The 24,012-nt window shown below is 40.1% G+C and carries 27 protein-coding genes and 1 pseudogene; 8 read left to right on the top strand and 20 right to left on the bottom strand.

Features of this window, described 5'->3' with window-relative positions:
* Positions 1-2: 2 nt before the first annotated feature.
* The 19 genes from HW278_RS04820 to HW278_RS04730 form a co-directional block, all read right to left on the bottom strand.
* Positions 3-1,166 carry a DUF4595 domain-containing protein gene (locus HW278_RS04820; protein ID WP_178977105.1) on the bottom strand — a complete coding sequence of 388 codons (1,164 nt, stop codon included), beginning with the start codon at positions 1,164-1,166 and terminating at the stop codon, positions 3-5.
* A gap of 598 nt (positions 1,167-1,764) precedes the next feature.
* A complete protein-coding gene (locus HW278_RS04815; RefSeq protein WP_002674193.1) occupies positions 1,765-2,181 on the bottom strand; it encodes a CBS domain-containing protein in 417 nt (138 codons plus the stop codon).
* A 278-nt stretch (positions 2,182-2,459) separates the two neighbouring features.
* Positions 2,460-2,717, bottom strand: coding sequence for a DUF6952 family protein (locus HW278_RS04810; protein WP_048747710.1), 258 nt, complete (start codon positions 2,715-2,717; stop codon positions 2,460-2,462).
* Positions 2,698-3,009, bottom strand: a complete 312-nt coding sequence (locus tag HW278_RS04805; protein ID WP_009419978.1) for a thioredoxin family protein — start codon at positions 3,007-3,009, stop codon at positions 2,698-2,700. The genes HW278_RS04810 and HW278_RS04805 overlap by 20 nt, the downstream gene beginning before the upstream one ends.
* A gap of 132 nt (positions 3,010-3,141) precedes the next feature.
* Entirely contained in the window at positions 3,142-3,777 is a 636-nt protein-coding gene (locus tag HW278_RS04800; protein WP_009409977.1) for a peroxiredoxin, read from the bottom strand.
* A gap of 117 nt (positions 3,778-3,894) precedes the next feature.
* Entirely contained in the window at positions 3,895-4,113 is a 219-nt protein-coding gene (locus HW278_RS04795) for a SemiSWEET family transporter (protein ID WP_178977104.1), read from the bottom strand.
* Positions 4,113-4,295 carry a hypothetical protein gene (locus HW278_RS04790; RefSeq protein ID WP_002674183.1) on the bottom strand — a complete coding sequence of 61 codons (183 nt, stop codon included), beginning with the start codon at positions 4,293-4,295 and terminating at the stop codon, positions 4,113-4,115. The genes HW278_RS04795 and HW278_RS04790 overlap by 1 nt, the downstream gene beginning before the upstream one ends.
* Positions 4,296-4,309: 14 nt before the next feature.
* Complete coding sequence (lptC, locus tag HW278_RS04785; RefSeq protein ID WP_178977103.1) at positions 4,310-4,888, bottom strand: LPS export ABC transporter periplasmic protein LptC; 579 nt, start codon at positions 4,886-4,888, stop codon at positions 4,310-4,312.
* A 3-nt stretch (positions 4,889-4,891) separates the two neighbouring features.
* Positions 4,892-5,158 carry a type II toxin-antitoxin system RelE family toxin gene (locus tag HW278_RS04780; RefSeq protein ID WP_178977102.1) on the bottom strand — a complete coding sequence of 89 codons (267 nt, stop codon included), beginning with the start codon at positions 5,156-5,158 and terminating at the stop codon, positions 4,892-4,894.
* Positions 5,145-5,381 carry a hypothetical protein gene (locus HW278_RS04775; RefSeq protein WP_002674180.1) on the bottom strand — a complete coding sequence of 79 codons (237 nt, stop codon included), beginning with the start codon at positions 5,379-5,381 and terminating at the stop codon, positions 5,145-5,147. Before HW278_RS04775 ends, HW278_RS04780 begins: the two co-directional genes overlap by 14 nt.
* 87 nt (positions 5,382-5,468) lie before the next feature.
* The gene (locus HW278_RS04770; protein ID WP_016478252.1) at positions 5,469-6,812 is read right to left on the bottom strand and encodes a hypothetical protein; all 1,344 of its coding nucleotides are present in this window, start codon (positions 6,810-6,812) and stop codon (positions 5,469-5,471) included.
* Positions 6,813-6,826: 14 nt separating this feature from the next.
* Positions 6,827-8,107: a hypothetical protein gene (locus HW278_RS04765; protein WP_178977101.1), complete on the bottom strand. Its 1,281-nt coding sequence runs from the start codon at positions 8,105-8,107 to the stop codon at positions 6,827-6,829.
* A gap of 6 nt (positions 8,108-8,113) precedes the next feature.
* Positions 8,114-8,878: a type III pantothenate kinase gene (locus tag HW278_RS04760; RefSeq protein ID WP_178977100.1), complete on the bottom strand. Its 765-nt coding sequence runs from the start codon at positions 8,876-8,878 to the stop codon at positions 8,114-8,116.
* A gap of 71 nt (positions 8,879-8,949) precedes the next feature.
* Entirely contained in the window at positions 8,950-10,104 is a 1,155-nt protein-coding gene (locus HW278_RS04755) for an ABC transporter permease (protein WP_178977986.1), read from the bottom strand.
* Between the two features lie 123 nt (positions 10,105-10,227).
* Positions 10,228-10,938: a Fic family protein gene (locus HW278_RS04750; protein ID WP_178977099.1), complete on the bottom strand. Its 711-nt coding sequence runs from the start codon at positions 10,936-10,938 to the stop codon at positions 10,228-10,230.
* Between the two features lies 1 nt (position 10,939).
* Entirely contained in the window at positions 10,940-11,266 is a 327-nt protein-coding gene (locus HW278_RS04745; RefSeq protein WP_178977098.1) for a virulence protein, read from the bottom strand.
* Positions 11,267-11,306: 40 nt separating this feature from the next.
* Complete coding sequence (rbfA, locus tag HW278_RS04740) at positions 11,307-11,699, bottom strand: 30S ribosome-binding factor RbfA (RefSeq protein ID WP_002674172.1); 393 nt, start codon at positions 11,697-11,699, stop codon at positions 11,307-11,309.
* A gap of 658 nt (positions 11,700-12,357) precedes the next feature.
* Positions 12,358-12,981: a beta-phosphoglucomutase gene (pgmB, locus tag HW278_RS04735; protein WP_178977097.1), complete on the bottom strand. Its 624-nt coding sequence runs from the start codon at positions 12,979-12,981 to the stop codon at positions 12,358-12,360.
* An 8-nt stretch (positions 12,982-12,989) separates the two neighbouring features.
* Positions 12,990-13,874, bottom strand: a complete 885-nt coding sequence (locus HW278_RS04730) for an NAD kinase (protein ID WP_002674060.1) — start codon at positions 13,872-13,874, stop codon at positions 12,990-12,992.
* Between the two features lie 321 nt (positions 13,875-14,195).
* Here HW278_RS04730 and HW278_RS04725 point away from each other — a divergent pair, with 321 nt between their 5' ends.
* The 8 genes and pseudogenes from HW278_RS04725 to HW278_RS04695 all read left to right on the top strand — a co-directional run bounded on the left by HW278_RS04725 (position 14,196) and on the right by HW278_RS04695 (position 22,606).
* Positions 14,196-15,779, top strand: a complete 1,584-nt coding sequence (locus tag HW278_RS04725) for a hypothetical protein (RefSeq protein WP_178977096.1) — start codon at positions 14,196-14,198, stop codon at positions 15,777-15,779.
* 19 nt (positions 15,780-15,798) lie between these two features.
* Entirely contained in the window at positions 15,799-16,359 is a 561-nt protein-coding gene (locus HW278_RS04720; protein WP_002674062.1) for a calycin-like domain-containing protein, read from the top strand.
* A 149-nt stretch (positions 16,360-16,508) separates the two neighbouring features.
* Positions 16,509-17,060 (top strand): annotated as a pseudogene (locus HW278_RS12795) (four helix bundle suffix domain-containing protein).
* Between the two features lie 67 nt (positions 17,061-17,127).
* A complete protein-coding gene (locus tag HW278_RS04710) occupies positions 17,128-18,228 on the top strand; it encodes a DUF4903 family protein (protein WP_178977095.1) in 1,101 nt (366 codons plus the stop codon).
* Between the two features lie 4 nt (positions 18,229-18,232).
* Entirely contained in the window at positions 18,233-18,481 is a 249-nt protein-coding gene (locus tag HW278_RS12450; RefSeq protein WP_255493786.1) for a hypothetical protein, read from the top strand.
* Positions 18,439-20,574 carry a TonB-dependent receptor plug domain-containing protein gene (locus tag HW278_RS04705; RefSeq protein ID WP_255493784.1) on the top strand — a complete coding sequence of 712 codons (2,136 nt, stop codon included), beginning with the start codon at positions 18,439-18,441 and terminating at the stop codon, positions 20,572-20,574. Before HW278_RS12450 ends, HW278_RS04705 begins: the two co-directional genes overlap by 43 nt.
* Before the next feature lie 10 nt (positions 20,575-20,584).
* Complete coding sequence (locus HW278_RS04700) at positions 20,585-21,274, top strand: HmuY family protein (protein WP_178977094.1); 690 nt, start codon at positions 20,585-20,587, stop codon at positions 21,272-21,274.
* Positions 21,275-21,346: 72 nt separating this feature from the next.
* A complete protein-coding gene (locus HW278_RS04695) occupies positions 21,347-22,606 on the top strand; it encodes a putative DNA modification/repair radical SAM protein (RefSeq protein ID WP_178977093.1) in 1,260 nt (419 codons plus the stop codon).
* On the opposite strand, the gene HW278_RS04690 is transcribed toward HW278_RS04695, so the two are convergent.
* On the bottom strand, positions 22,607-23,995 hold the full coding sequence (locus HW278_RS04690; protein ID WP_178977092.1) for a RagB/SusD family nutrient uptake outer membrane protein: 1,389 nt from the start codon (positions 23,993-23,995) through the stop codon (positions 22,607-22,609). It abuts the gene before it with no gap.
* Between the last annotated feature and the right edge of the window lie 17 nt (positions 23,996-24,012).

Below are 24,012 nucleotides of genomic sequence, written 5' to 3'. Positions count from 1 at the left end.
TATTAGTAATTCAACTGATAAGTAGTAGTCATATCACTGTTATAGCTAATTTCAACACGAATATCATCTACTATTTGTGCTCCATTTTCAGTTTTAAGTTTGAAAGTGTGGCGAGCTACTTTATTCACTGTTAAGTCGATAGTTTTACCATTCTTATCTTTCACCACTTTTATAGGGATAATAATATCAAACACTTTTTCATCACTTTTATCACTTACCAATTGGTACTTTTTGCTTTTCTCAGTACCATTTTGAATGTTAGTAATAAGTGTGTTCAATTTCGTTAAATAATTGGCATCAGTAAAATAACCAAGACCTGTATTTCTACCAGCTCTTGCATTTCGGGTTTCGTTGATAGTCTTTACAAAACCATCAGTATCAAAAGAATAAGTATAGTTATAAGTATAATTTAAAGCCGTGCCATCTTTTGTTAAAACCCTTTGTTGTAACAAGTTCTTAGGAGCCACTCCTTGTATCCAACCTATTTGAAAATCGAAATATTGAGCATAACTAGTCACAGCATCCCCTTCAAAGTTGTACAACAAAAACTTATTTTTGTTCAAGTTATTGTTATAAGAAAGCTGATTTGCAAAGGTAGTAATTTTACCGTCCCAATTTCTCTTTATGCTAATCTTAGTCAAATTGTCATTTGTCCACTCAAAATCCCCTATTTTTGGAGTGTTAGTCAATCGTTGATTGCTATCATAAGTACCAGCTAACATATTACCAGCAGCATTGAGTCCTACTTCAAAATTTTCTACACCCCCTGTATCTTCATTGGGAAAAGTTATTTTCACAGAGGTAGCCCCATAAATAAACGTTTTTACATTATCACTTTTGCCCTCTTCCTTTCTAGTAATCTTTTTGATTCTTCCTTTTTCATCGTATTCATAAGAAAAGTTCAAAGTCTTTACTACAAATTTTTGACCGTTGAGAGTGGGTTCTAAGGTACTTTCAAGAGAAGGAGCAGGACCTATACCACCACCTTTGTAATCTTCCACTATAATGAAGTTACAAGTAATTGTTTTTACTTTTTTAGTAGGCAAGTAGTCACTTTGGGTAGTAGGAGTAGTAGTACCATTACCGCCATTAGGGGTATCATCGTCTTTACTGCCACAGCCTACAAGCATTGCTATTGCTGCGATACTGAATAAAATTTTTTTCATTGAATGTAATATTTTATGAATTTAGATGCAAAAGTAAAAATAAATTGTTAATCAGCAAATTTTATTCATTAGTAGTTAGTTGTTAGAAATGAGAACAGCTGAGGGTAGCGAGGAAGTCAATGAGAGCTCATAGCCGAGAATCAAAAAAGCGACTCAAAAATGAGTCGCTTTTTTTATAAAAATGGTATAGCTATACTTCTCTACTTTCAAAGCACTCTATAATACCTCATCTCCTTTATAAGGAGCGATTTCTTTCGCCTCGAAACCTCGTTTTTGGCATTTTTAGCCTTGTTGTATTGTGGTATGAATCAATTACTTATATACCCTTTCTATACCAATCGTCCAAGATTCGTATAAGCTTCCTATAAGCTTTCTATAAGCTAACCCCACCCTTCTTACACCCTTTTTTCACCAAAATTCCTCTCAGCTACCTTTTGAATTTCTCCGTTTCATTCCGCTTCCTCAGATGTGTCACTTTTAGGGGTGCACCCTCCGCTGGTGCGAGCTTGTAGCTCGTACCCCATTTTCTAATTCTCTCATTTTCTCATTTTCTAATTTTCTCCGCCTGTGTGGCTCACACCGCCTGTATGACTCACACTTAGTATTGTTCCAAAAGATATTTAATAAGGTCAGTGGTTGTAACCAATCCCACTAACCTGCCGTTATCTACCACCGGTATAGAGTGAAAACTTTGGTCGGCTAATATTTCAGCCACTTCTTTAATCGAGGTATCAGCGCTCACCGTAAGAGGTGTTTTAGCCATAATCTGCGGAATAGTATACATATCATACACCACCGAAGTAACCTCCTCTTCGCCATCAGTCATATCAGCAAAACTAATGCGCAAAAGGTCAGAATAGCTTACGATACCTATAAGCTTATCTCCTTCTACCACAGGAATATGGCGAATATTATGCTTCTTAAACAGTCGCTCAGCCTCATAAAGCGATTGAGTAGGAGTAAGAGTTACTAACTCCTTACTCATAATTTGTGATACAGGTACTCTTTGTTTCATAATATATACGTTTTTAAAATGAATAATTCCGTTTTGTAAACAAATTACCCTACAAAGGTAGTTATAAAAGAGATATAAAGCAAAGTGTTTAACAAATATTTAACGTTCTAATATACCTCAACTCCCGAGCTTTCACAGCTTACTTTAACTCAAACTGATGTTGCGTCGGTCTAATCTTTCTTCGTCTTACCTTCGGAAGTATATAAAATAGAAAAAGCCGTTCAGACATCTCTGAACGGCTTTTTCGTTTCTAGTTAGTGAAAGAAATAATAATAATTTTACTTGTCTATAGACCCTACTACACGCTTCATAAAGCTGTTAAGGGCGTCTTTCTGTGGAGTACCTTGTTTAATCATATTGTCTACCTCGATAGCTCCGTAGAAGTTCGAGAGCAATTCGCCTATTACGTCCAGCTCCTCATCTTTGAGTTGCTCACATTCTATGAGATTTTCGAGCGTTTCTACCGTCTCATTCACGTAATCTTGGTCGTTTGTCTCAATAAATTTAACGATGTGTTTAATTACCGGTAATCTCATCTATAAATTGCTTTAAGAGTTCGGCTTTATTCGTTTGTATTTGGTTCACCAAAGTACCGTTTTTAAAAGCAGCGAAGGTAGGCAAATTATCTACTTTGGCTAATTTGCGCGACTCTGCGAAAGCTTCAGCATCTACATAAATAAAAGTAGCATTAGGAGTTTCGCTGGCATACTTTTTAAACTTTGGTTTCATTATCTTGCAATTACCACACCATCCTGCGCCGTATTGTACAAATACAAGAGGGTTAGAGGCTATTATTTCTTGCAAGTTATCTTGGGTAAGTTCTGTCATTATAAAAATAAAATAGTGATGAGTTTTTTAGTGTGTAATTTTCTCATTCTCATCCCCTCTCTCACAAAAAGAAGAGGGGGAGAATGAGTTCCTTACAATGATCAAGTTATCTATAAGAGTGTTGTTTACTTTTTAGTGAGAAGCCAAGTAGCTGGCTACTCCTTTGCGGTCGGCGTGCATAGCCTCTTTACCTTCTTCCCAGTTAGCAGGGCATACTTCACCGTGTTGTTGTACGTGAGTATAAGCATCTACCAAACGCAAATATTCTTTTACATTGCGCCCTAATGGCATATCGTTAATACTTTCGTGAAATACTTTTCCCGTTTCATCGATAAGATAAGTAGCACGGAAAGTTACATCATCACCTTCAAGAAGATAAGCATCAGCTGTTTCGTCGTAAATTTCACGAGAGTCGAGAATACCTAAAATACGAGCGAGGTTGCGGTTGCTATCAGCAAGGATAGGGTAAGTTATGCCTTCTATACCTCCATTGTTTTTAGGAGTATTGAGCCAAGCAAAATGTACTTCGGGAGTATCGCAAGAAGCGCCTATTACTTTCACATTGCGTTTCTCAAACTCAGCCAAAGCTTCTTGGAAAGCGTGAAGCTCAGTAGGGCATACAAAGGTAAAATCTTTAGGATACCAGAAAAGGAGAACTTTCTTTTTGTTGTTCACTGCTTCTGAAAGCACGTTTATTTTGAATGTATCCCCAAGGTCGCTCATAGCATTCACTTCGATATTGGGGAATTGTTTTCCTACAAATGACATATAATATTGTGTTTTGTTTTACGGGTGCAAAAGTAGGGTGTTTTTGTATAGGAAGAAACGTTTTTTTATTGAAAGATTTTATATGAAGATAAATAATAATTATGCAAGAAAGTTCTTTTATTTCTTCTTGCGCAATTCTCGCCAAATATATACTATTTGTACTATTATTAAAAAGCTGTTAGGCAGTATCACTGGAATACTATTGATTAAGAAACCGTAAACAACAAAGAGAGCACACCCCACCAAATTAGTAAGGCGTATATACACAAGATTATCTTTAATCAAAAAGCTGAGCACCACAAATAGTGAAGCAGCATAACCAATAAATTCAATCATTATTTTTTATGTTTAAGTCGGGTTTGACGTCTGAACCAAAACATTGCCAAAGCTCCCAAAGCAAAGGCGATGTATAAATACCACTGAGTGCGGTCAGCAGTGCCCCACAAGTTATAAACCTCATAGGCACAGTAAAGAGCGATTGCCAAATAGGCATATTCAAAAAATATACGTGCGTTCATATTATTTTATATTGTTATTCTTCTTCTTCGTTATCTTCAATAGCTAAGATACCTGTGGTTTTATGCGCTTTTACAGTCGAAAATTTCTTGTCGAAATCCATACCTATACCATTAGTAACAGTACCTTTAGTTTCATCGGTAAAACTAAATTCTCTATCGGTAAAAATCCAATCTTCTTTTTGGTCCCAAAAAAGCTGAGATGTTTTTAGTTTCTTACCGTCATAAGTAGTGAGTACTACATTGTCGCGCAGTTCTACCATATCGGAGCTCGGATAGATAATGCCGTAGTTAGCTTCTACGATATTTTTATGCCGTGCTTGGTCGTAAAACTCTACTTTCACCCCTTCGGGGAATTCAGAGTACGGCATACGCTGATTGGTAAAATCTTTATTTAATTTACTGGTAACAACAGCAACCACCTTAGTAGAATCGGTGTATACCAGTTTAAAATCAAAGGCTTCTCCTTGCGGGAATTTCTTTTGAATGCTCAGCTGTTGAAGATTGCGCATATCGTTATTACACGAAAAAAGCATTGCCATACATAATAGTAAGGCAATACTTCTTATTATTTTTTCAAGAGTAATTCTTCTCATCTTTTATTTATAGGCTTCTTTTCTATGGCTTACCTTAACAATTTCAACTGTTACAACCTCTTCAAAAATTTTATAAAGAATCCTATAGTCTCCCACTCGTACCCTGTACTTATCATCGTTTGTTAGTTTCTTATAACCAAAAGGTCTTGGATTTTCTTCAAGCGAAACCAAAGCGCTTACAATAGCAGAATAATGAGGCTCTGAAAGGGATTCGATAAATTTACTTATCTTTTTGACAACTACTACAGTGTATTTTTTAGTAGATTCCATTTTTTTTTCTGTTTTCCTCTACTCTTTTTAAAAAAACATCTAAGGGTTCTGTTTCCTCTCCCTCAGCATCTTTAAAGGCTTGGATGTCTTCTAAATCTTCATACATTTCGGCTATAGCTAATAATTCTTTATACTCTTCGGCGGGAATTAAAGCTATAGATTTACCATTATTATCAGTTAAAAACTGTGGTGTTTGTAGATTTTGTAAATTGATAGTATGCATAAGTTAAGGATATTTTTTAGCATTATCCATAGAGATGATTTTATATCATTTCTACGGATAATGCTATATTTTTTATCACTATATTACTTACAAACGTGGCACTGTGATAGATTGTCCTATCCAGCATTTAAAAGTAATGTTTTTACCTGCTAAACCAGATTCAAATACATCTACTTTTGAAGGAGCTAAAGCATCGTAACGAGCAGCTAAACTTTCCAAACCTCCTTTACGAGCAGTTTTAGCAGCTAACCAATATACGGCTCTTTTTTCAAAAGGAGTACTACCACATTCATTAGCTGAGCTTGCGTAGGCGTGTGCCATAATACGATAAGCATCGGAGTTTGAAGGGTTGTAAGAAAGTGCTTTTTGAGCATAGGCAACCGCTTGTGCTTTGCTGTGTTTAGAGGCGATACGAATGAGCAATTTTGATTTCTTAAAGTTATCTGTCTCTAAGTTCACTGACTCATTGTAATACTGAATAGCTTTGGCAGAATTTCCTGCTTTATCATTCATTACCCCTAAATAGTAAGCTGAGTTTGCTGACGGTTTTACGTTGTGCAATGAGGTTACGATTTTCACGAATAAAGGGTCTTTAGTACAATCTTTATCTGACATTTTACCTGCTGCACGGCGTAACCATTCTTCATTGTTCTTATTTGCCTCAAAGTTCTTGGTGTAAAGAGGAATAAGGTTTTTACAATCAGCAAGCTGACCGAGTTTAGCATCTACACTCTCTGCAATAGTTTCGTAGTTATCTACGCGTTTACGACAACCGTCCAAGAGTCTTTTGTCTTTTTCGCTAAGAGTACCTGCTTCTTCTTGAGCTAAATACTTGTTGATAGTTTCAGAAAGCTCATTCTTTTCGTCTTGAATTTTATCGGATACGTTGTCATAAGCATCGAATACTTCTTGCAATTCTTTTTGTCCTTTTTCGTGTAAAGAAACTAATTCAGAGAAGTACAAGTACAGAGCCTTTTCATTTTTAAAGTTAGCTTTATCTTCGGTAAAGGCTTTGTGCAAAAGGTCGTAAATCTCTTTATCTGTTCCTATTTTTTCATCGAACATCAAGAGGGCTTGACGAATACGCATTTCAGTAGCTGAAAGACGTGTAGGGAATGTTTTGTTATAATCGGTATAGAGTTGTAACAATTCTTTGGCATTTTGAGTCTTTTCAGCACCTGTGGTTGTATTCATTTTGTCTTGCAAGATGCGTTCGCCATAGGCAAAGGTAGCATAGTGTAAAGAAGGACATTGGGTATATACTTCCTTCCATACAGGATAAGCCTCTTTGTAATTTTTGGCTTTGGCATACTCACTAAATATAGAGAGTTTTTGCTTTAATTCTTCGTTGTTTTTGCAATCTTGTGCTTGTGCATAGGCAGCATAAAAGAAACTTGCAACTACTGTGGCTAATAAAATTCTTCTTCTCATTCTTTGTTTGTTTTTTATTGATATTTTGTTCGTTGGAACCACTTATCGTTTAAAGTGAAACCTATTTTTAAGTTGAAATAATTTTCCTTTACTAAATTGGCTGAGGTAGTACCTCTTATGCCGTATTCTCCCACAAGGGTAAGATTTGAAAATCCTTTTACGGGTAAACTAAGTCCAAAAGACGTGCCAAAGTCGTTTATGTTTTGATTATTGAGCACAATTCCTGTATTTTCATAGCGCAAACCTATACGGTAGGTTACTCTTTTCCAGTAACTTGAATAGGAATTGTAGTTAGGAATCCAAAAACCTCCTAAGGCTATTTTGTATCCGTCGATATAACTGACATTTGTGGTAGTAAGGAACGGATTTGAAAAAGCTTTTGTATTGGCATAGGTATACTCAATCCCTGTAAACCATTTTTGGTGTTCTCCTAAACCTAATCCAAATTCTATTTGAGTGGGCAAGGTAAGAGAAGTATTTTTGAGCCCTAAGGCTTCTAAATCTAAAGCACGTGTTTCGCGTATTGCCAATTGTGGTGCGGAACGCCTGTTATTTCCTGTTACATAGCCTAAGGTAGAGATATTGCGTTGGTTTTCAGAAGACAGTTTGCTTTGTGGTGTATATACCAATGAAGTATACAAACGCAAGCGGTGTTTCAAAGTCTCTTCGTAATACAAACCTAAGTTAAAAGCACCTCCTTTTAGGCGTGATTTGCTAAACTCTTGGGTATAGAATTGCACATCTTTTTGTTGCAAGAGGTCCGTCATATCAATGGTTCCAAAGTTATAACGGAAAGAAGCTCCTAAACTGAATCCGCCGAATATCTTTATCCCAGAGGAAAGAAAAAACTGATTCACATTTCCTTTTCCTTCAAACTGATTTACTGTTTCACTTGTGGTGTGCTTCAGTTTATAACCTACCGATGAGTAAGGCACCAACCCAAACGATACCCCAAAGTTTTCGAGAATAGGGAACCCGAGTGTAAAATAATCGAAGGCGGAGGATTTAGTACCTATTTTTGTTTCATTTGTAACAATATTTTTGCTTTGCATTGTAAATCCGGCTGAAAAAGCGGTGAATTTTAAGTGCGAAAGTGAGGCAGGATTCTGCATATTGATACGAGTAGAATCGGCATAAACACCAATTCCGCCCATAGCACTTTCCTCGGCTATACCGTTAAAATTGCGTTCACCGACTCCGTAAAAAGAGTAAGGCGACTCAGTAGTTTGTTGCGCAAAACTCACGTAAACGGTTGTAAATAAAGCACTAATAAGTGTGATTAGTTTCTTGTTCATAAATATTTATCCAATATTAGTAACGTGTGCCTCTCCTTCTTTTGTTTGATAATCTAAGATGGCATTGAGCCCCTCGAGCAACACGTATGAGCCTGCAAATATCTGATTTTTTATTCTTTCTTGCAAATAATTTTGATTACCCCCTGTTAAAATAGTGATAAGCGAAGGGAATTTTGCTTCGTATTTTTTAATCACTCCCTCAATTTCGCACACCACATTGTGATAGACACCTGAGAGCATACAGCTTTCGGTAGTATTTCCTATAAACTGTTCAGTATCAAAAAACTGTTCGGATACTAATGGCAGTTTGGAAGTGAAATGGTGCATCGCTTTTAGGCGCATTGCTATGCCTGGGGCGATAGCTCCCCCGAGGTACTCTTTTCTATCGGTAACTATATCGAAAGTAATGCAAGTACCCGCATCGATGATGAGTACGTTGCGGTTGGGAAAACGTGTCACCGCACCTGCTACCAGAGCCAAACGGTCGATACCTAACGAGTGAGGGGTTGCATACTTATTGACGAAAGGCACAGGGGTTTCAGCAGTGAGGTATAACACATCTGGCAGGAGTTGTTCTAAGAAAGAGAAACGCTCTTTAACCCCAGTTACCACCGAAGCGATGATGCAATGAGTTACCTCGTTTAAAGGTACTTTGCTTAAAAAAGATTCTTGAAAACCCTCTTTGGCAAAGGGAAGAAAGAATGTTTGTATTCCTTTTTTGAACAGCGCTACTTTTATGGACGTATTACCTTCGTCTATTATTAAATTCATTTTCAAAAATCAGTGGGTGCGTGATTGTCCTGCAATAATTGCGCCAAAAAAAGAAGGTCTCCTGTTCTCTTTTATTTTACTCGTACTCGTGAGGAAGCTACTAATGAGGCTAAAACGCCCAAAACTACAATCGTAGCCAATACAATGAGTACATTTAAAGGAGTAATAGCAACAGGGTAGGCTAAGGTAGGGCTTATCATTACAAACTCGAAATGTTGTTGTAAGAGGACTACCGCAACGCCTAAGGCAATACCTATTATAGCGCCGATTACCGATGCCATAGTGCCTTGCCAGAAGAATATCTGTCGCATTTGTTTTTCGTTCATACCGAGCGCATAGAGCGTTTGCAGGTCGTCTTTCTTGTCGAGTATCATCATAATGATAGCGCCTACGAGGTTGAAAAGTGCAATGATGAGCACCAAAATGAAAATCAGATACACCGCTATATTTTCGGTATTGAGCATACGGTAAAGCGCATCGTTTAGCTGTGCGCGGTTTTTCACTACTACGGGCTCTTGAAAGAGTTGTGAGAGCTGTTCGACGACTTGCTTTTCATCAGCATTTGGAGCTAATTTCACTTCTATCGCTGAGACCTGACTTTTACTTAGCCCCAATAAGAATTGGGCTTCGTCTAAGGATGAAAATACGTATTTCTTATCTAATTCTTCGGTGAGTTGGTAGATGCCTTGTACTACTGAAAAGGCTTGACGGTAGGGCATTGGGTCGTTTAAGATACTGCCTTTGCCTGCCTTGGGAACTACTATTTGTAGAGGGGAAGAACCATCGAGGAGATTTAAACCGAGATTATTGAAAATAGTAGCACCTACTATCACACTGGGAGGTGAGAGCTCCCAATTGCCCAGCACGAGGATACTATCGACATCGTTTACTTTGGGGTACTCAGCATCTACACCCTTGATATAGGCGATGTGGTTTTTTTGGTTGTGAGTGAGAAACACCTGTTCTTCTAACACTTTGGTAAAGTGTGCTACCGATGAGAGTTGGCTTAATTTGAGCGTATCTTGATTGGTGAGTGATAGGTATTTGCCTGTTTTTGGGAACACTTTTAGGTCGGGGTCGAAAGTAGAGGAGAAGGAAAGCGTAAAGTTTTTGAGACCTGCGAAGCCGGCGAGTACAATAAAGAGGGCAGCACCACCCAACACCACCACAAAAGCCGTAACCCTATTGATGATGTTGATAACGTTCTGCGAACTTTTGGCGAACATATAACGCCTTGCTATGTAGAAAATAGAAGTCATTGTTAATGATTAGTGATTAATGATTAATGGTTAGTGGTTAATGACAGGTGCAAAGATATGGAGTAATTAGCAAATAGGAAAATTTGGGAATTAACAAATTCTAAAATACGCCATAACTGCCTTGTACTCATCTTGCGCTGTTAAACAAGTGTCGAGCAAAAAGCCTTCTGTTTGTTGCCAATTTTGTAGCCCGCGATAGTAGAACCAACGGAGTTGTTCGGTAATGATAAAAGGCACTATGTTGTTAGCTAAACATTCTTTAAAGAGCAACAAACGCCCTATGCGTCCGTTGCCGTCTTGAAAGGGGTGAATGGTTTCAAAACGCCAATGAAAATCGACCAAATCACGAAAGGTTTTGGTTTGTTTTTGGTGGTAATCGACTAACAAAGCGGTCATTTCCTGTTCTACATTTTCAGGTAGAGTGGTGGCATTGCCTCCTACTTCGTTAGGTAGTTTCTTATAGTCGCCTATGGCAAACCAATCTTTATTGCTATCGGAAGTATCTGCTTTGAGAATGCTGTGAAAGGTTTTAATCATCTCTTGGGTAAGAGGTTCAGTAGCGCATTCCAACATTGCATCAAAAGCTTTAAAATGATTAATAGCTTCGAGAATATCATCAATTTTTACCGCTTGTTCTGTAATGCCAATGGTATTGGTTTCGAAAATATAGCGCGTTTGTTCGTGTGTGAGCTGGCTACCTTCTATATGATTGGAATTATAGCAAAAATCTATTTGAGTGCGGTGATAAATACCGCCCTTTAGCTTTGTTTCTTTCTCTTGTAATAATTGTTTTAAAAGCATTTTATTTCTTTAATAATTTAGCTGTGTTCTTTTCTAATACTTTTAAACTCTCTAAAATCACCACCTCCATTGCCTTTGAGGGTCTTCTAACATCTCGGGTACCTTCCTTTTGAACTGTCAAGAATTTCTTGACAGTTGAATCGGGTATAAGTTCTCCTTCTTCAAATATATTCTGAATGTGTAAACTTATATTCTGTTTGGAAGTGTTAAAAAGCTCAGCAATTAATTGTTGTGTAAGCCATACGGTATCCTCTTCGAGTCTTACATCTATTTGGGCTGAACCATCTTCTCGCTGATAGAATAAGATTTCTCCTTTTTGGTTTTCCATTTTTTGCAGGTTAAATTAGCAAACTTTTATTTTTATATTTTTACGTCATTTTTCTTTTGTAGAGCAAGTCTCGGTTTTCGATGGGGTTTTCTTCCTCTTTGAGGGATTGCTCAATACCTTCGATGTATTGCAAAGAATCGTCGATATAAAAATACAACTCGGGCATACGACGGAATTGGTGTTTGGTGATTTGCGACAGTTCGTGCTTGATGAGGGGCGCATTGGAGGTTACGCCTTTGAGCACCTCAGCTGCCTTTGCTTCTGGAAATACACTGAGGTACACCTTGGCTACTGATAAATCGACGGTTACATTTACTTTGGTTACCGAGATGAGTAGGTTTTGTTGCCCTGCATCGCGTATGGATTGCTGCAACACTTTGGCTAATTCTTCTTGAATAATGCCTGCTATTTTCTTTTGTCTGTTGTTTTCCATTAGTTTGTTTATTTATGGTGCAAAGATAGGGAATAATACTGATAATACCAAAAATACCAAAAGAGCGGTAAAAATTAGGAAATTAGGAAATGAGAGAATTAGGAAATGGGGTGCGAGGTTGTGTTAGAGGAATGAGGCTGTGCCTCAGAAATTAAACAAATTTTAAACAAAATCAAAGCTACGCCTTGTGAACCAGCGGAGGTATTGTCAGTTTATTCAACTTTGGCAAAGGTGCGAGCCGCACAGGCAAGGAAAATTAGAGAATTTGGAAATGAGGGAATTAGCAAAAGGGTAGTGATAAAAATGGTTTTTTGACAGGTCTGACTTGTTGGACAAATTGGACTGGTTAGGAGCATTCGGAAGGAAACGGAGAAGAACGGAAGAAGGGAGGAAGGGTTTTTGATGAAAAAAGGGTGTAAGGAGGGTGGGGGTAGCTTATAGAGAGCTTATAGGAAGCTTATACGAATCTTGGACGATTGGTATAGAAAGGGTATATAAATGGTTGACTCATAGTATAATACAGCGACACAAAAAACAGTAAAAACAGGGTTTCGAGACGAAAGAAAGAGGAAGAGGTACTAGGTCTTAGGCCATAGGCACTAGGGGGTATATGACGGAAAAGGGAAGGGATAATTAGAGAATTAGCTATATTGGGTGCTTAAATCTTCATATTTAAAAAGTTGGGAATTACAGTGTCGGCGACTTTAAGGACTTCGGGATTGCCGACTCCTATTACTTTCATTCCGGCACTTTTGGCGGCTTGTACGCCTGCGGGAGCGTCTTCGAATACGCAACAATCAGCAGGGGGAAGCCCTAAACCTTCGGCGGCTTTGAGGAATACTTCGGGGTTGGGTTTGGCTTTGCTTACCATTGTGCCATCGACAATAGCATCGAATAGGGGGAGAATGCCGGTGCGCTCCAACACTAAACGGGCATTACGGCTTGCAGAGCCCAAGGCTATCTTTTTGTGATGGGCTTTGAGGAGCTGTAAGAAGTTTAACACACCAGGGAGTAACTCGGAGCTATTGATACTACTGATTTGCTCTAAGTACAATTTGTTTTTGCGCAAGGCGGTATCGGTAAAGTCGGTTTCGGAGAGTGTTTTGCCTGCCCATTGTAGGATTTGGTGCAAGGAGACTTCGCGCCCGATGCCTTTCAGCTGTTCGTTATGCTGAGGAGTGAGCTCAAAATTGAATTCTTTGGCGATAGTTTTCCACGCGATATAGTGGTATTTTGCGGTGTCGACAAGCACACCATCTAAGTCGAAAATATATCCTTTCATTTTTTTAGTTACTTGTTACGTCGGTCTTCACCCCAGAGTAGTTTATAGCGCAGGGTGTTTATAAAGCTGTCTCCGTCGAGGCGTATCATTTTCACGACAAAGGGAGCTTTACGGACTATAATGGAGTGTTTGTTAGCAATGGGCTTGATATGTGAGTCGAGCGACATTAAAAACTTCTTTTCTCTGCCTGATACAGTGAGTTTTACTTCGGTATCTTCGGGGATTACCAGTGGGCGCGCATTGAGGTTGTGAGGGGCGATGGGGGTAATCACAAAGTTTTTGGCAGTAGGGAGTATTACAGGTCCGCCACAGCTAAGAGAGTAGCCTGTGGAGCCTGTGGGGGTGGAGATGATGAGCCCGTCAGCCCAATAGGAGGAGAGGAAATCGCCGTTGAGTTCAGTATCGATAGTAATCATAGAGGCGGTATCCTTACGAGTAAAGGTTATTTCGTTCAGAGCGAAGTTCACAGGGGCTACGGGTTCGCCTGTATCGGCATAAACGGCTTCGATAACGGAGCGTTCTACTACTTTGTAATTTCGTTCGCGGAGTTGTGTTAGTACGTTTTTCAGGTCGTCTTTATGGGCATTTGCTAAGAAGCCCAAGCGTCCTGCATTGATACCGAGAATGGGGATTTGCAGGTTTCGTACATAAGTAACCCCTTTGAGCAATGTGCCGTCGCCACCAATAGTGAGCATTACATCGTAAGAGGAGTTGAGGTCTTCGAAGGAAGCAAAAGATTTTGCTTTGAGGAATTGCTCGGAGCGATCGTTGAGGTCGCTGAGGATTTCGCGTTCTATAAACACCTTATCGGAGGGCAATAGAAGAGTAAAAAGCTCATTGAGAATGGCTTCGTTTTCCTCGGAGTACTGACGTATGTAAATAGCAATCTTCATTTTAAGCAGAAAACTAAGAATTTTTGGCAAAGATAGGGATAATTAGTGAATTAGCAAATACGAGAATTAGCGAATGGGGAGGAGCGGACTGTATAGGTAGGTAGAAGTTGTATAAAGAAATAATGGATGATGGTGAGGTAAAAGAAAAGAGCAAGATAGCGGAGCTTGTGATATGCGAATGCTATACTTTATCGGATGTCAATAAAAGAATGATAAATCTTTTACCACTTCTTTATTATTATTCTAAATAATATTTGTATCTTTGTCCCCAAAATTTTAAATCAATTCGTTTTAACAAACACATTTAATACATTTTATCGTATGAGAAATTATATCCAACATTCAGTAAAAGTGATGATAGCTGTAGCGCTCATCGCTTTAGGCAGTGCTTGTAAGAAAAGCGATAGCCCAGAACCTCCAAAACCAGAAAATGGCAAAATAACTATTGAAAACGCTACTTTGGTAACTGCCTTAAAGGAACAAGGCTTCACTTTTGAAGGCAATACTCTTGTAGTAAACGACAAGGTGCGCACCACTACTTCACTTAACCTCAGTGGCAAACAGCTCACCGATGTAAAAGGTTTGGAGGCGTTCCCTGCCCTTAGTGAGGTAAACCTCAGCAACAACAAGTTTGCACAAACATTCGATTTTGGTACATTGCCTGCAACGGTAAAGAGCGTAAACCTCAGTGGTAATGAGCTGTACGACTTTAAGAACCTCGCCACTACCGACTATAGCGACAATGCCCAAGAGCCTTATAAGCTGATTCGCAGTTTTGATAAGCTGGTATTGCCTGCAACCGCTAAATACAATATGGACGTATTGCCTGCCTACGTAAAACTTGCTCCTAAGAGTGATGTACAGATGCTCAACGCACAGGGTACAGCTGAGAAATATACTACCTTGCGCGAGGTGCCTGATGCTGTGTTGTTGCAATATTTGAAAGCTAATTTTGCAAGTGTGTTTGAAGGGAATAAGATTGATATTAGCAAGAACTTAAAAGTAAATGAAAGAGCCAATGCTGTAAAAATATTAAAAGGTGAAGAAGGTTATAATGAGCCTGAATTTGCTAACCTTAAAAACTTAGAAGGCATTATTTTTATTACAAATAATCCTTTATTTCGCGGAGATGTAGAAATACGAACCTTACCTGATGAAAATTTTGTAGTGGATAATTTAAAGATATCACCCAAAACAGGAAGTGTTGTCCTTTATGGGGTTAGCACACCTAACCTAAACTTAACCAGAGCAGAAGATCTTTTTGCTTTTTGGGCTGTTCATAATAAAGGTATTACTAATGTCAATTTATCAGCCTCTAAAAAAATTATGCAACGAGGAGAAACAAGTCATTTGGGTTTTGTAGGTGATTTTATTATAATTGCAGATTGCTCTAATTTAAAAACTTTTACCTTGCCTGATGTTTCTAAAAGTACCGTTTCTCCTATTTCAATATTTGCAATCTCTCTTTTAGAATTACCTAAGCTTACTTCTACTATTGATTTAAGTAAAATACAAGTTTTTTCTTCTCTTCAATTAGCTAAAATACCAGTTGCTACTAAAATTATATACCCTACTGAAATAAAATATTTTACAATAGGAGGAAATAAAGAAAAAGAAGGTCAGTTTGGAAAATTAAATTTAACTATTACAAAAGATATATACGACAAAGAGGAAACAAAAGCTTTTATCCAAAAATATCTTCCTAATAATAGAATTACAACTTCATACAATTTTGTAGATAATTTATTAGAGGATTCAGAAATTTATGACTATACTGACACCAATAATGAAAGTGGCCGACCTTCCATCCACAGCAGAAGCTCTTTAAATAGAGCCAACAATAAAGAACTTACTCTTAACGAAATCGTAAAACTTAGATTCGGAAACTCTAAACATAAAAAGTAATTATCTAAATTTAATAACTATGTCAAATTTATTTAAATCGATAGCTTTTGTAGCTATCATAGGAATGGCATTAGTAGGATGCCAAAAAGAAGAGTTGAACATTGCTGATAATTCAGCCGATGGAGGGAACTCACAAAAAGCTAATACAGTGGCAGTGGTTAGCGAACGTGCCTCTGTTACATCTAACTTTACAGTAGATGGTGTAGTGGGAAATTACAAAGGTGAAATTAACCAAGTAAAAATGAACGGAGAAAACAAAGCCTCTGTTTCTGATAGAACGGTAAAAATCACCAAAAACAGTAATAATAAGTTTAACCTAAGAGTTGATGGTTTTAAAGTAGGAAGAATGCCTGCTAAACTAACTATCAATGTTAGGGGTATCACTTTAAATAGTGACGGTACTTTTTCAGGAAGTTTTTCTAATGGAGTAAACTTACTGTTCACTGATTACCCTGCCAATATTAGAGGTAAGTTTTTTAAGAAAGATAATGCAACAAAAGTAGAATTTACTTTGGAAAGTAGCGGAACCTATCTTTTATTTGTAAATTTTGATGCTTCTGTACACTTTGACACTTACTAAAAAGTAGTAACTTTAAGCCTAAGGAGAAGCGCTAACTTTCTCCTTAGGCATTTATTATCGAATTGATAGGATAAATCAGATTGATAGGATTGGGGATAAATCAAAAAAAATCTTACCTTTGCAGGAGCTAAACAATTATTAATAACGTTATGGAAACTTCCTTTCTAAAAACCAAAGGAGGATATAGGCACTTGCGTTGCTACCAAGTAACGGAAGTTATTTACGATATTACTTTCTTCTTTACCAAGCATTTTCTAGAAAAAGGAGACCGTACTATTGACCAAATGGTGCAAGCTGCACGCTCTGGAAAACAAAATATTGCCGAAGGGAGTGAAGCAGCAAGTACTTCTTATGAAACACAAATTAAACTCACGAATGTTGCAAAAGCCAGTTTGGAGGAGCTCCTAATAGACTATGAAGATTAGTTGCGCGTGCGCAATATTCCACAGTGGAATGCAGGACACCCTCGCTTTAACAAGATGCGAGCTTTTGCTCGTAGTGAACAAATATTCTCGCAATACTGTTCACTACTTGATAAGTGTAGTGATGAAGAAATAGCAAACTTGTGTATTACTCTTATTCATCAGGCTACTTATATGCTCCGCCGATTGCTCGAAAAACAACAAGAAATATTCTTGAAAAAAGGAGGCATTAGGGAGCAAATGAGGAATGCAAGGCTAAGCTATAGAGCGGGAAGTTAAATCATAAATTATCGGATTAATCTGATAAGTCAGACAAATCGGATTGATCAGAAAAAATAACCTTACTATGAAAAAAATACTTTTATTATTTATAGGGCTTTCCTTCTTCGCTTGCAAAAAGGAAGAACAAAACAAGCCTATTGAAAATACCGACCCTAAACTGCAAACGGCTATCAATATCCTGAAAGGCGATATGGTATTAGGGCAGCACGTAAAAATAAATAATGATGATAAATCGTTATTACCTTCGGGCGTACCTACCAAATTTACTTTTACTTGGGACGAGCCCAGCAAACGCCTCAAAATGCACCTCGAAAAAATACAACCGGGCACTATGCCTTTTCCGGTGAGTATGCAAGCCTCCTTGGAAGTAATGGAACTCAGCTATTGGGACAAACAGGAATACGTAGGCAATTGGATAAAATTCTACGATAAAGCGGCAGTAACTACCCCTTATATACCTGACAATTACCAAGGTCCCACTATCACTAAAGAAGGGAGTACCATTGTTACGGGCTTTTTCAATGTAGATACACACGAGGTGTATTTCTTAATCCAATACAATATGATGAACGTAGTGGGCACGATATTTAAACAAAAAATTGACCGCTCTCGATTAGCTCACTTTCAAGAAGAACTCGATGCCTACGAAGAGGCATTGGCTGAAAGAAAATTAGACACAGGATTTAAAAAATTTTATAGTGATAACAACCAGCAAGCTATTACACTTTTGGGCACTACCCAAACTATTACGGCTAAGCTCACCTACGAGGGTAAAACTACAGAAGTAGCCCTGCCTCTTGCCTTTGCGTGGGACGGTAAAGAACCTAAGAATGTAACAGGGCGTATGCAACTATCGCTTGCCAAAACGGCAGTGAGTGGGGTGAACTTGCAATTGGCATTCAGTGGCAAAGCACGTTTTATAGATGTGCTTACCCAAAATGAGAAGACTATTTACGGGCAAGGCAATACCGATAAAACCAAACTCAAAGCAGCGGAAGTAACCACTATCCTTTGGGACGCTACGGGTACACAAACGCTTAAAACTTCTGCTAAAGGCGAAGTGCGAATGATTGTGAATGTAGAGAAAAAAATAACCTCGTTCTCTTACCTTAACAAAGAATTGGGGCTTACCATTTATGCCAAAGAAGTAGCTATAAGACCTTAAGTTAATGAGAATCACCATATCCATTTTACTATTTCTATTAGGAGGAATCCTCTCAGCCCAACAGGTGCGTATGCGGGTGCTCGACAAGGGTACCCGCTTGCCTATAGCTGTTGCTGTGGTGAGTTATACCGAGCCTGCTTATAGTGACAAACTACAACACAGCATTGCCGATGACAATGGCATTGCCCTCCTGAAAAGGCGCAAGGGGGTGTGCTGCATTACACGGTGCAGTCGCTGGGCTACACACTGCTAAAAGGTACGCTAAACGCAGAAAACGAGTTCACGGTATACCTCAGTGAGGAAACTACCCAATTGGCGGGCACTACGCTCACAGGTAGAACGACGGGTGCTACCGTGCGCCCCACCAAAGAAACACCTACGGTGGTGCAGGTCATCACGGGGCAGGAGTTAGTGAAAGCGGGTTATAGCAATATCCAGCAGGCGCTGATGCAGGAAACCCCTGGGATGAATATCCAAAAGGTGGGTTTCGGCAACGAGATAAGTATGCAGGGCTTGGATGCGCGCCATATCCTCTTCTTGATGGACGGCGAGCGTATGACGGGTGAAATGGCGGGTAACCTCGATTACGAGCGCTTCAACCTACACGCTGTGGAACGTATTGAGGTGATGAAAGGGGCGTCGTCTACCCTCTACGGTTCGAGGGCAGCAGGAGCTGTCATCAACATTATCACCAAGAAAACGGATAAGCCTTTTGCTATTACGGTAGGTTCGCGACACGCCGAGATGAATGAGCGCAATTACCACAACCCTGAGCGGCGCGATTTTCTCTATATGTTTGAAAAGAATGCCGATAAGCCCAACCTGCAATCCTGGGTATCGGCAGGTGCAAAGATAGGGAAGTTCACTACTCAAACGGATGTGTGGTTCAGCAGTCAGGATGCGTATTACCTTTACCAAAAAGAACCCGATCGCAAGGTGTATACTAAAGAAGCCAATCCGTTTCTCAGTAAAGATACCGTAGTGCAAGCCACCTTTTTGCGTCCGCCAATGGGTATTGAGGGGGTTGAGCATCTCTCGGCTTCACAAAAACTGTATTACGACAGCAAAAACTTAAGCGTACAGCTATACGGCACAGGCTTTTTGATGAACTCGTATGATATGGTGCAAGACCTCTATTTTTCGCAAACCAAAGACTTCACCGGAGGGCTAAAACTCTCCTACCGCCTCAAAAACTATTTCGCACTACACGGCACTTTCCATACCGACTTTTACGAGCGCTACAAACGTCACGAACGCCGTGATGTAGATAAAAAGGTGTATGACTCTAAGATTATGCAACCGCGCCTCACGCTCACCTCGCAATACTTCAAAAAGCACGACCTCATTTTGGGGATTGACTATTTTCAGGACGACCTCACCAGCGACCGCTTTGCAGCCAATCGTATGCTCACACGAGGGTTGAAGGAATGGGAGTTCTTCTTTCAGGACACCTATACCATAAGTCCTAAGTGGCAAGTGGAAGCCGGATTGCGCACCAATTACAGTCTGCAATTTGGTACGATGGCACTGCCGAAAGTAGCCATAAAATTCTCGCCTACCGAAGCCCTTTCGTACCGCTTGAACTACGCCAAAGGCTATCGTTCGCCTTCTATTAAAGAGTTGTTTTTTAATTGGGATCACTTAGGAATGTTTCAAATTATAGGTAATGAGATGTTACAACCCGAGAAAAACCATTACTTTTCGGTAGGAGCTGAATATGCGGTGCCTAAATTCTTTATTTCGGGGAATGCCTTTATCAATCAGTTTCAGGATAAGATAGAGGGGGTGTGGAAAATCTATGAGTTTCAGTATAACTTCGAGTATATGAACCTCAGCCAGCAACGGCTCTTAGGCTTTGACCTGCTCACCCGCTGGAAGATAGTGCCCGCCCTTACGCTCAACGCTTCCTATTCGTATGTAGATGTAAGTAAAACTGAAGGCTTGCGCATCAACACTACCTCGCCTCACGCCGCTACCGCAGGGCTTGAATACAAATGGTATCGCGACAACTACGACCTATCGGCAAACCTGACGATGAGTATGATGGGTAAGAAAACCTTTGATGTGCAAGATCGCATCACGGTGCAGGAAGAAGTACCTTTATATGGTGGTGGTACGCAACGGCGCCCTGTGAGCAAAGAGGCGTATTTTCGTTGTGAATTGCCTGCTTACGCACTCTTCAACTTAAATGTACAACAGCGCTTTTTGAAACATTACAAGCTGAACGTCGGGGCAAATAATATTTTCGATTATAAACCTTCAACCTTGGGCTCTGGCGTAACGATGTTCAACATTCCAGCTACTGCAGGGCGTAGGTTTTTTGTGCAGGTAGAAATCGATTTTTAAATTAGCAAATATGAAAAGAATCTTATATAGTATACTGATAGCTTTGTTGAGTACGGCTTGTGTGAAATATGAGGCTCTGCCTTTTACAGGCAAAGTGCTACCGCGTCGTTCGGGGTACATCAATAATGTCACCAACGATTGGATATACTATAACCTCCGTACAGGTGAGATATTCAATGCCTACCAAGTGAATGCCGATATTATAGAAGGCAATCAGAAAAATAGATTAGATTGGGATTTAGCATTCTGCGGTAATAAACTTCGCACCAATAGCGGCACCAGTGGCAACGGACACGGAGGAGCTGCCGATATGGGCTTTCAGGGGTATGACCGCTGGACGACTGTTTCGCAATTGCCTCACGACCTGCAATGGGTAGTAGATACCGACAACGTGTCTATCACTATGTCACAACGCGAGTGGATAAGTTATACCGTAGCTCATAATATCACAGGTATCCCTTGGTTTGACCCCAATAAAGGACCTCAACAGACAAAGACTAATGCGAGTCCGCTTTTGAATAAGGCATTGGTATTCTCGGGACCTCCACCGTCTTATACCCCCTCATTTCACACTTATATCATCCGCACTGCCGATGGGTTGCGCTATTTTAAGTTACAAATTGTGAGTTGGTATGACGAGAGTATTGAAATAGGCGACACAGGGGGACGTATTAGTTTTTATTGTGATGAGTTGAAGTAAGTTTGTTTGTGTAGTATTTCAAGAGAAAGTAGTATATTTGCACTCGTGATTCGTTATACTAAAATAAATTAAATGGATTTTGAACGTATCAAAGAAAAGCTAGCTATCCTTGCTGATGCTGCCAAATACGATGTGTCTTGCTCGAGTAGTGGGAGTGCTCGTAAGGCGGTGAAAGGTGAATTGGGTAACGCTGCGAATTTCGGTATCTGCCACTCGTTTACTGAGGACGGCAGGTGTATTTCTTTGCTCAAAATCTTACTTACGAACCACTGTATCTACGATTGTATTTATTGTGTGTCGCGACGCAGTAACGATATACAGCGCGCTGCTTTTAGTGTGCAGGAAGTGGTAGACCTTACTATTAATTTCTACCGACGGAATTACATCGAGGGGCTGTTCTTGAGTTCGGGAGTGTTCAAAGACCCTAATACTACGATGGAACGATTGGTGCGTGTGGCTAAGAAGTTGCGGACAGAAGAGCGCTTTAACGGTTATATTCACCTGAAAACAATACCTGGGGCAAGCGAAGAACTGATTCACGAAGCAGGACTTTATGCCGACCGTCTGTCCGTTAATCTTGAAATACCTACCAAAGAGGGGTTAAAACTGCTTGCGCCAGAGAAAGACCACCGGCAGATGCTTACCCCGATGCAACAGGTGAAGAACGAGTTGGCAATGCATTCGCTTGAAAAGAAGAAGTTTAAGCATACGCCTAAGTTTGCGCCTGCCGGACAGACCACCCAAATGATTATAGGCGCGACTGACGAAACCGACCATAAGATTATAAAGGTTGCCAGCTATATGTATGACAAGCTTGAAATGAAGCGGGTGTATTATTCGGGTTATGTGCCTGTATTGCAGGACAGTAGGTTGCCGTCTATCCACAGCCAAGTGCCCATAGTGAGAGAAAACCGCCTATACCAAGCCGATTGGTTGATGCGTTACTACGGCTTTGCTCCTGATGAGATTTTAGATGCTCGGCAACCGTTCCTCGATTTGGAGATAGACCCTAAATTAGCGTGGGCATTGCGTCACCCTCATCTTTTCCCCGTAGATGTGAACACGGCTCCCCGTGAAATGCTCTTGCGCGTTCCAGGGGTGGGAGTACGGTCGGTACAGAAGATACTTGTGGCGCGTACTTTTCAGAAGCTCACGTATTACTCGCTCAAACAGATAGGGGTGACCTTAAACAGAGCAAAATACTTCATCACTTGTAGCGGGGCTACGCCGTTGGCAGGCACTATGGAGCCCGCCAAACTTCGTCATTTGCTTATCGCTAATAGCCACAACAAGCATAAGGAGCTTTTCGGTGGGCAGTTGTCGTTATTTTGATTAATAATTCTGTGTAAGCGATGGGTTCTTCTCCATTACGTCCTTAGGAAAGGGAACGATGTACATAGGCGAATTGGGAGGCAGGGTATAGGTGCGTTGCGGTACGGTGGTATTCACCAGAGGGAAGGTGCGTTGCAAGGTTTTGGCATAAGCACTCTCGGTGTTCAATCGTTTTAAATCGAAAAAGCGATTAAAGCCCATAGCGAGCTCTCTACGGCGCTCGTCGATGATGAGTTTTACGGTCTCCTCAGTAGTAGCAGGGGTAGCGAGGGTCGCACTACTGCCTTTTATGCGTTTGCTACGGAGGATATTTACGGTTTGCATCGCCCCACTGAGGTTGCCCAAGCGCGCTTTGCACTCGGCTAAAGTAAGGTACATCTCACCTGTTTTCATTCCTACGGTAGGGTAGAAGAACTTAGTGGCGGGCATATCCCAGTTGGCAGTACCCGAACCTTTATCGTTATAACGGTGGTTCTTATTGAAAAAGAGCTTGAAGCGCATATCGTTTTCGGCATCAAAAAGGTTGCAAAACTCAGGACTCACGGGGTAGATGTACCAAATATTCATCTCGGTATGTCCGTTCATATAGGCTAAGTTGAGCACTTCGGGGTTTTTATCTACTGTGATAGGGGTAGGACTTGCCTCATAAGCCACCATATCTATCAGTTGGTTGTTGTACGACAGACTCTTTTGAGCTGCCACTAATGCCTGCTGATATTCTCTTCTGAATAGGTGCACTCTGGCTTTCAAGGCATAGCCAAAAGCTAATGAGGGGTGATATACATTCACAGGGTGTTCTTGCAAAAGGGGCAACGCCGCCTCGATATCTTCTTGAATAAAGTCATACACTTCTTTTACGGTAGCTTTGGTAGGGTGAGCTTCTAAGTCGAATTCACGCATTAGGCACACACCACCATCGGTAGCTGCTGTGGTAGGGTCGTAGCCTTTGGCATAGACGTTTACCAGCATAAAATAATCAAAAGCTCTTAGCAAACGGGCTTCGGCTTTGGCACGTGCTTTTAGTGAGGCATCGCCTTTGGCATTATCAACGGTAGTAATAATCATATTCCACCTACCTATATAACTGTATACATTGTTATAAAAGGGAGACGACTCGATGTAATCGGCACGTGGGGCACTTTCTTCGTAATAAAAATTAATACTGTTCAGGTCGGGTGTCTTACCGATGATGCTACTCTCCTTCACCCAGTTGTCGTCTACCAGAGTGCGGAAGTTAAAAGGAGGGTAGTTTTTAGTGGGGAGTACTACCAAATCGTAGTATTCCTCGGCGGTGTTGATAATCTTTTCACCTTTGGGCGTGAGGTCGGTGTATTTGTCACAAGCACTGAGAAACAGGGCTATGAATATGATGGTTGCAATTCTTTTCATTGTAAAATAATTAAGAT

The sequence above is a fragment of the Capnocytophaga sp. oral taxon 902 genome (assembly GCF_013394735.1).
Taxonomy (GTDB): domain Bacteria; phylum Bacteroidota; class Bacteroidia; order Flavobacteriales; family Flavobacteriaceae; genus Capnocytophaga; species Capnocytophaga ochracea.
Note: the sequence above shows the minus strand (reverse complement) of the source record. Positions and strands in the feature narration are given on the sequence as shown.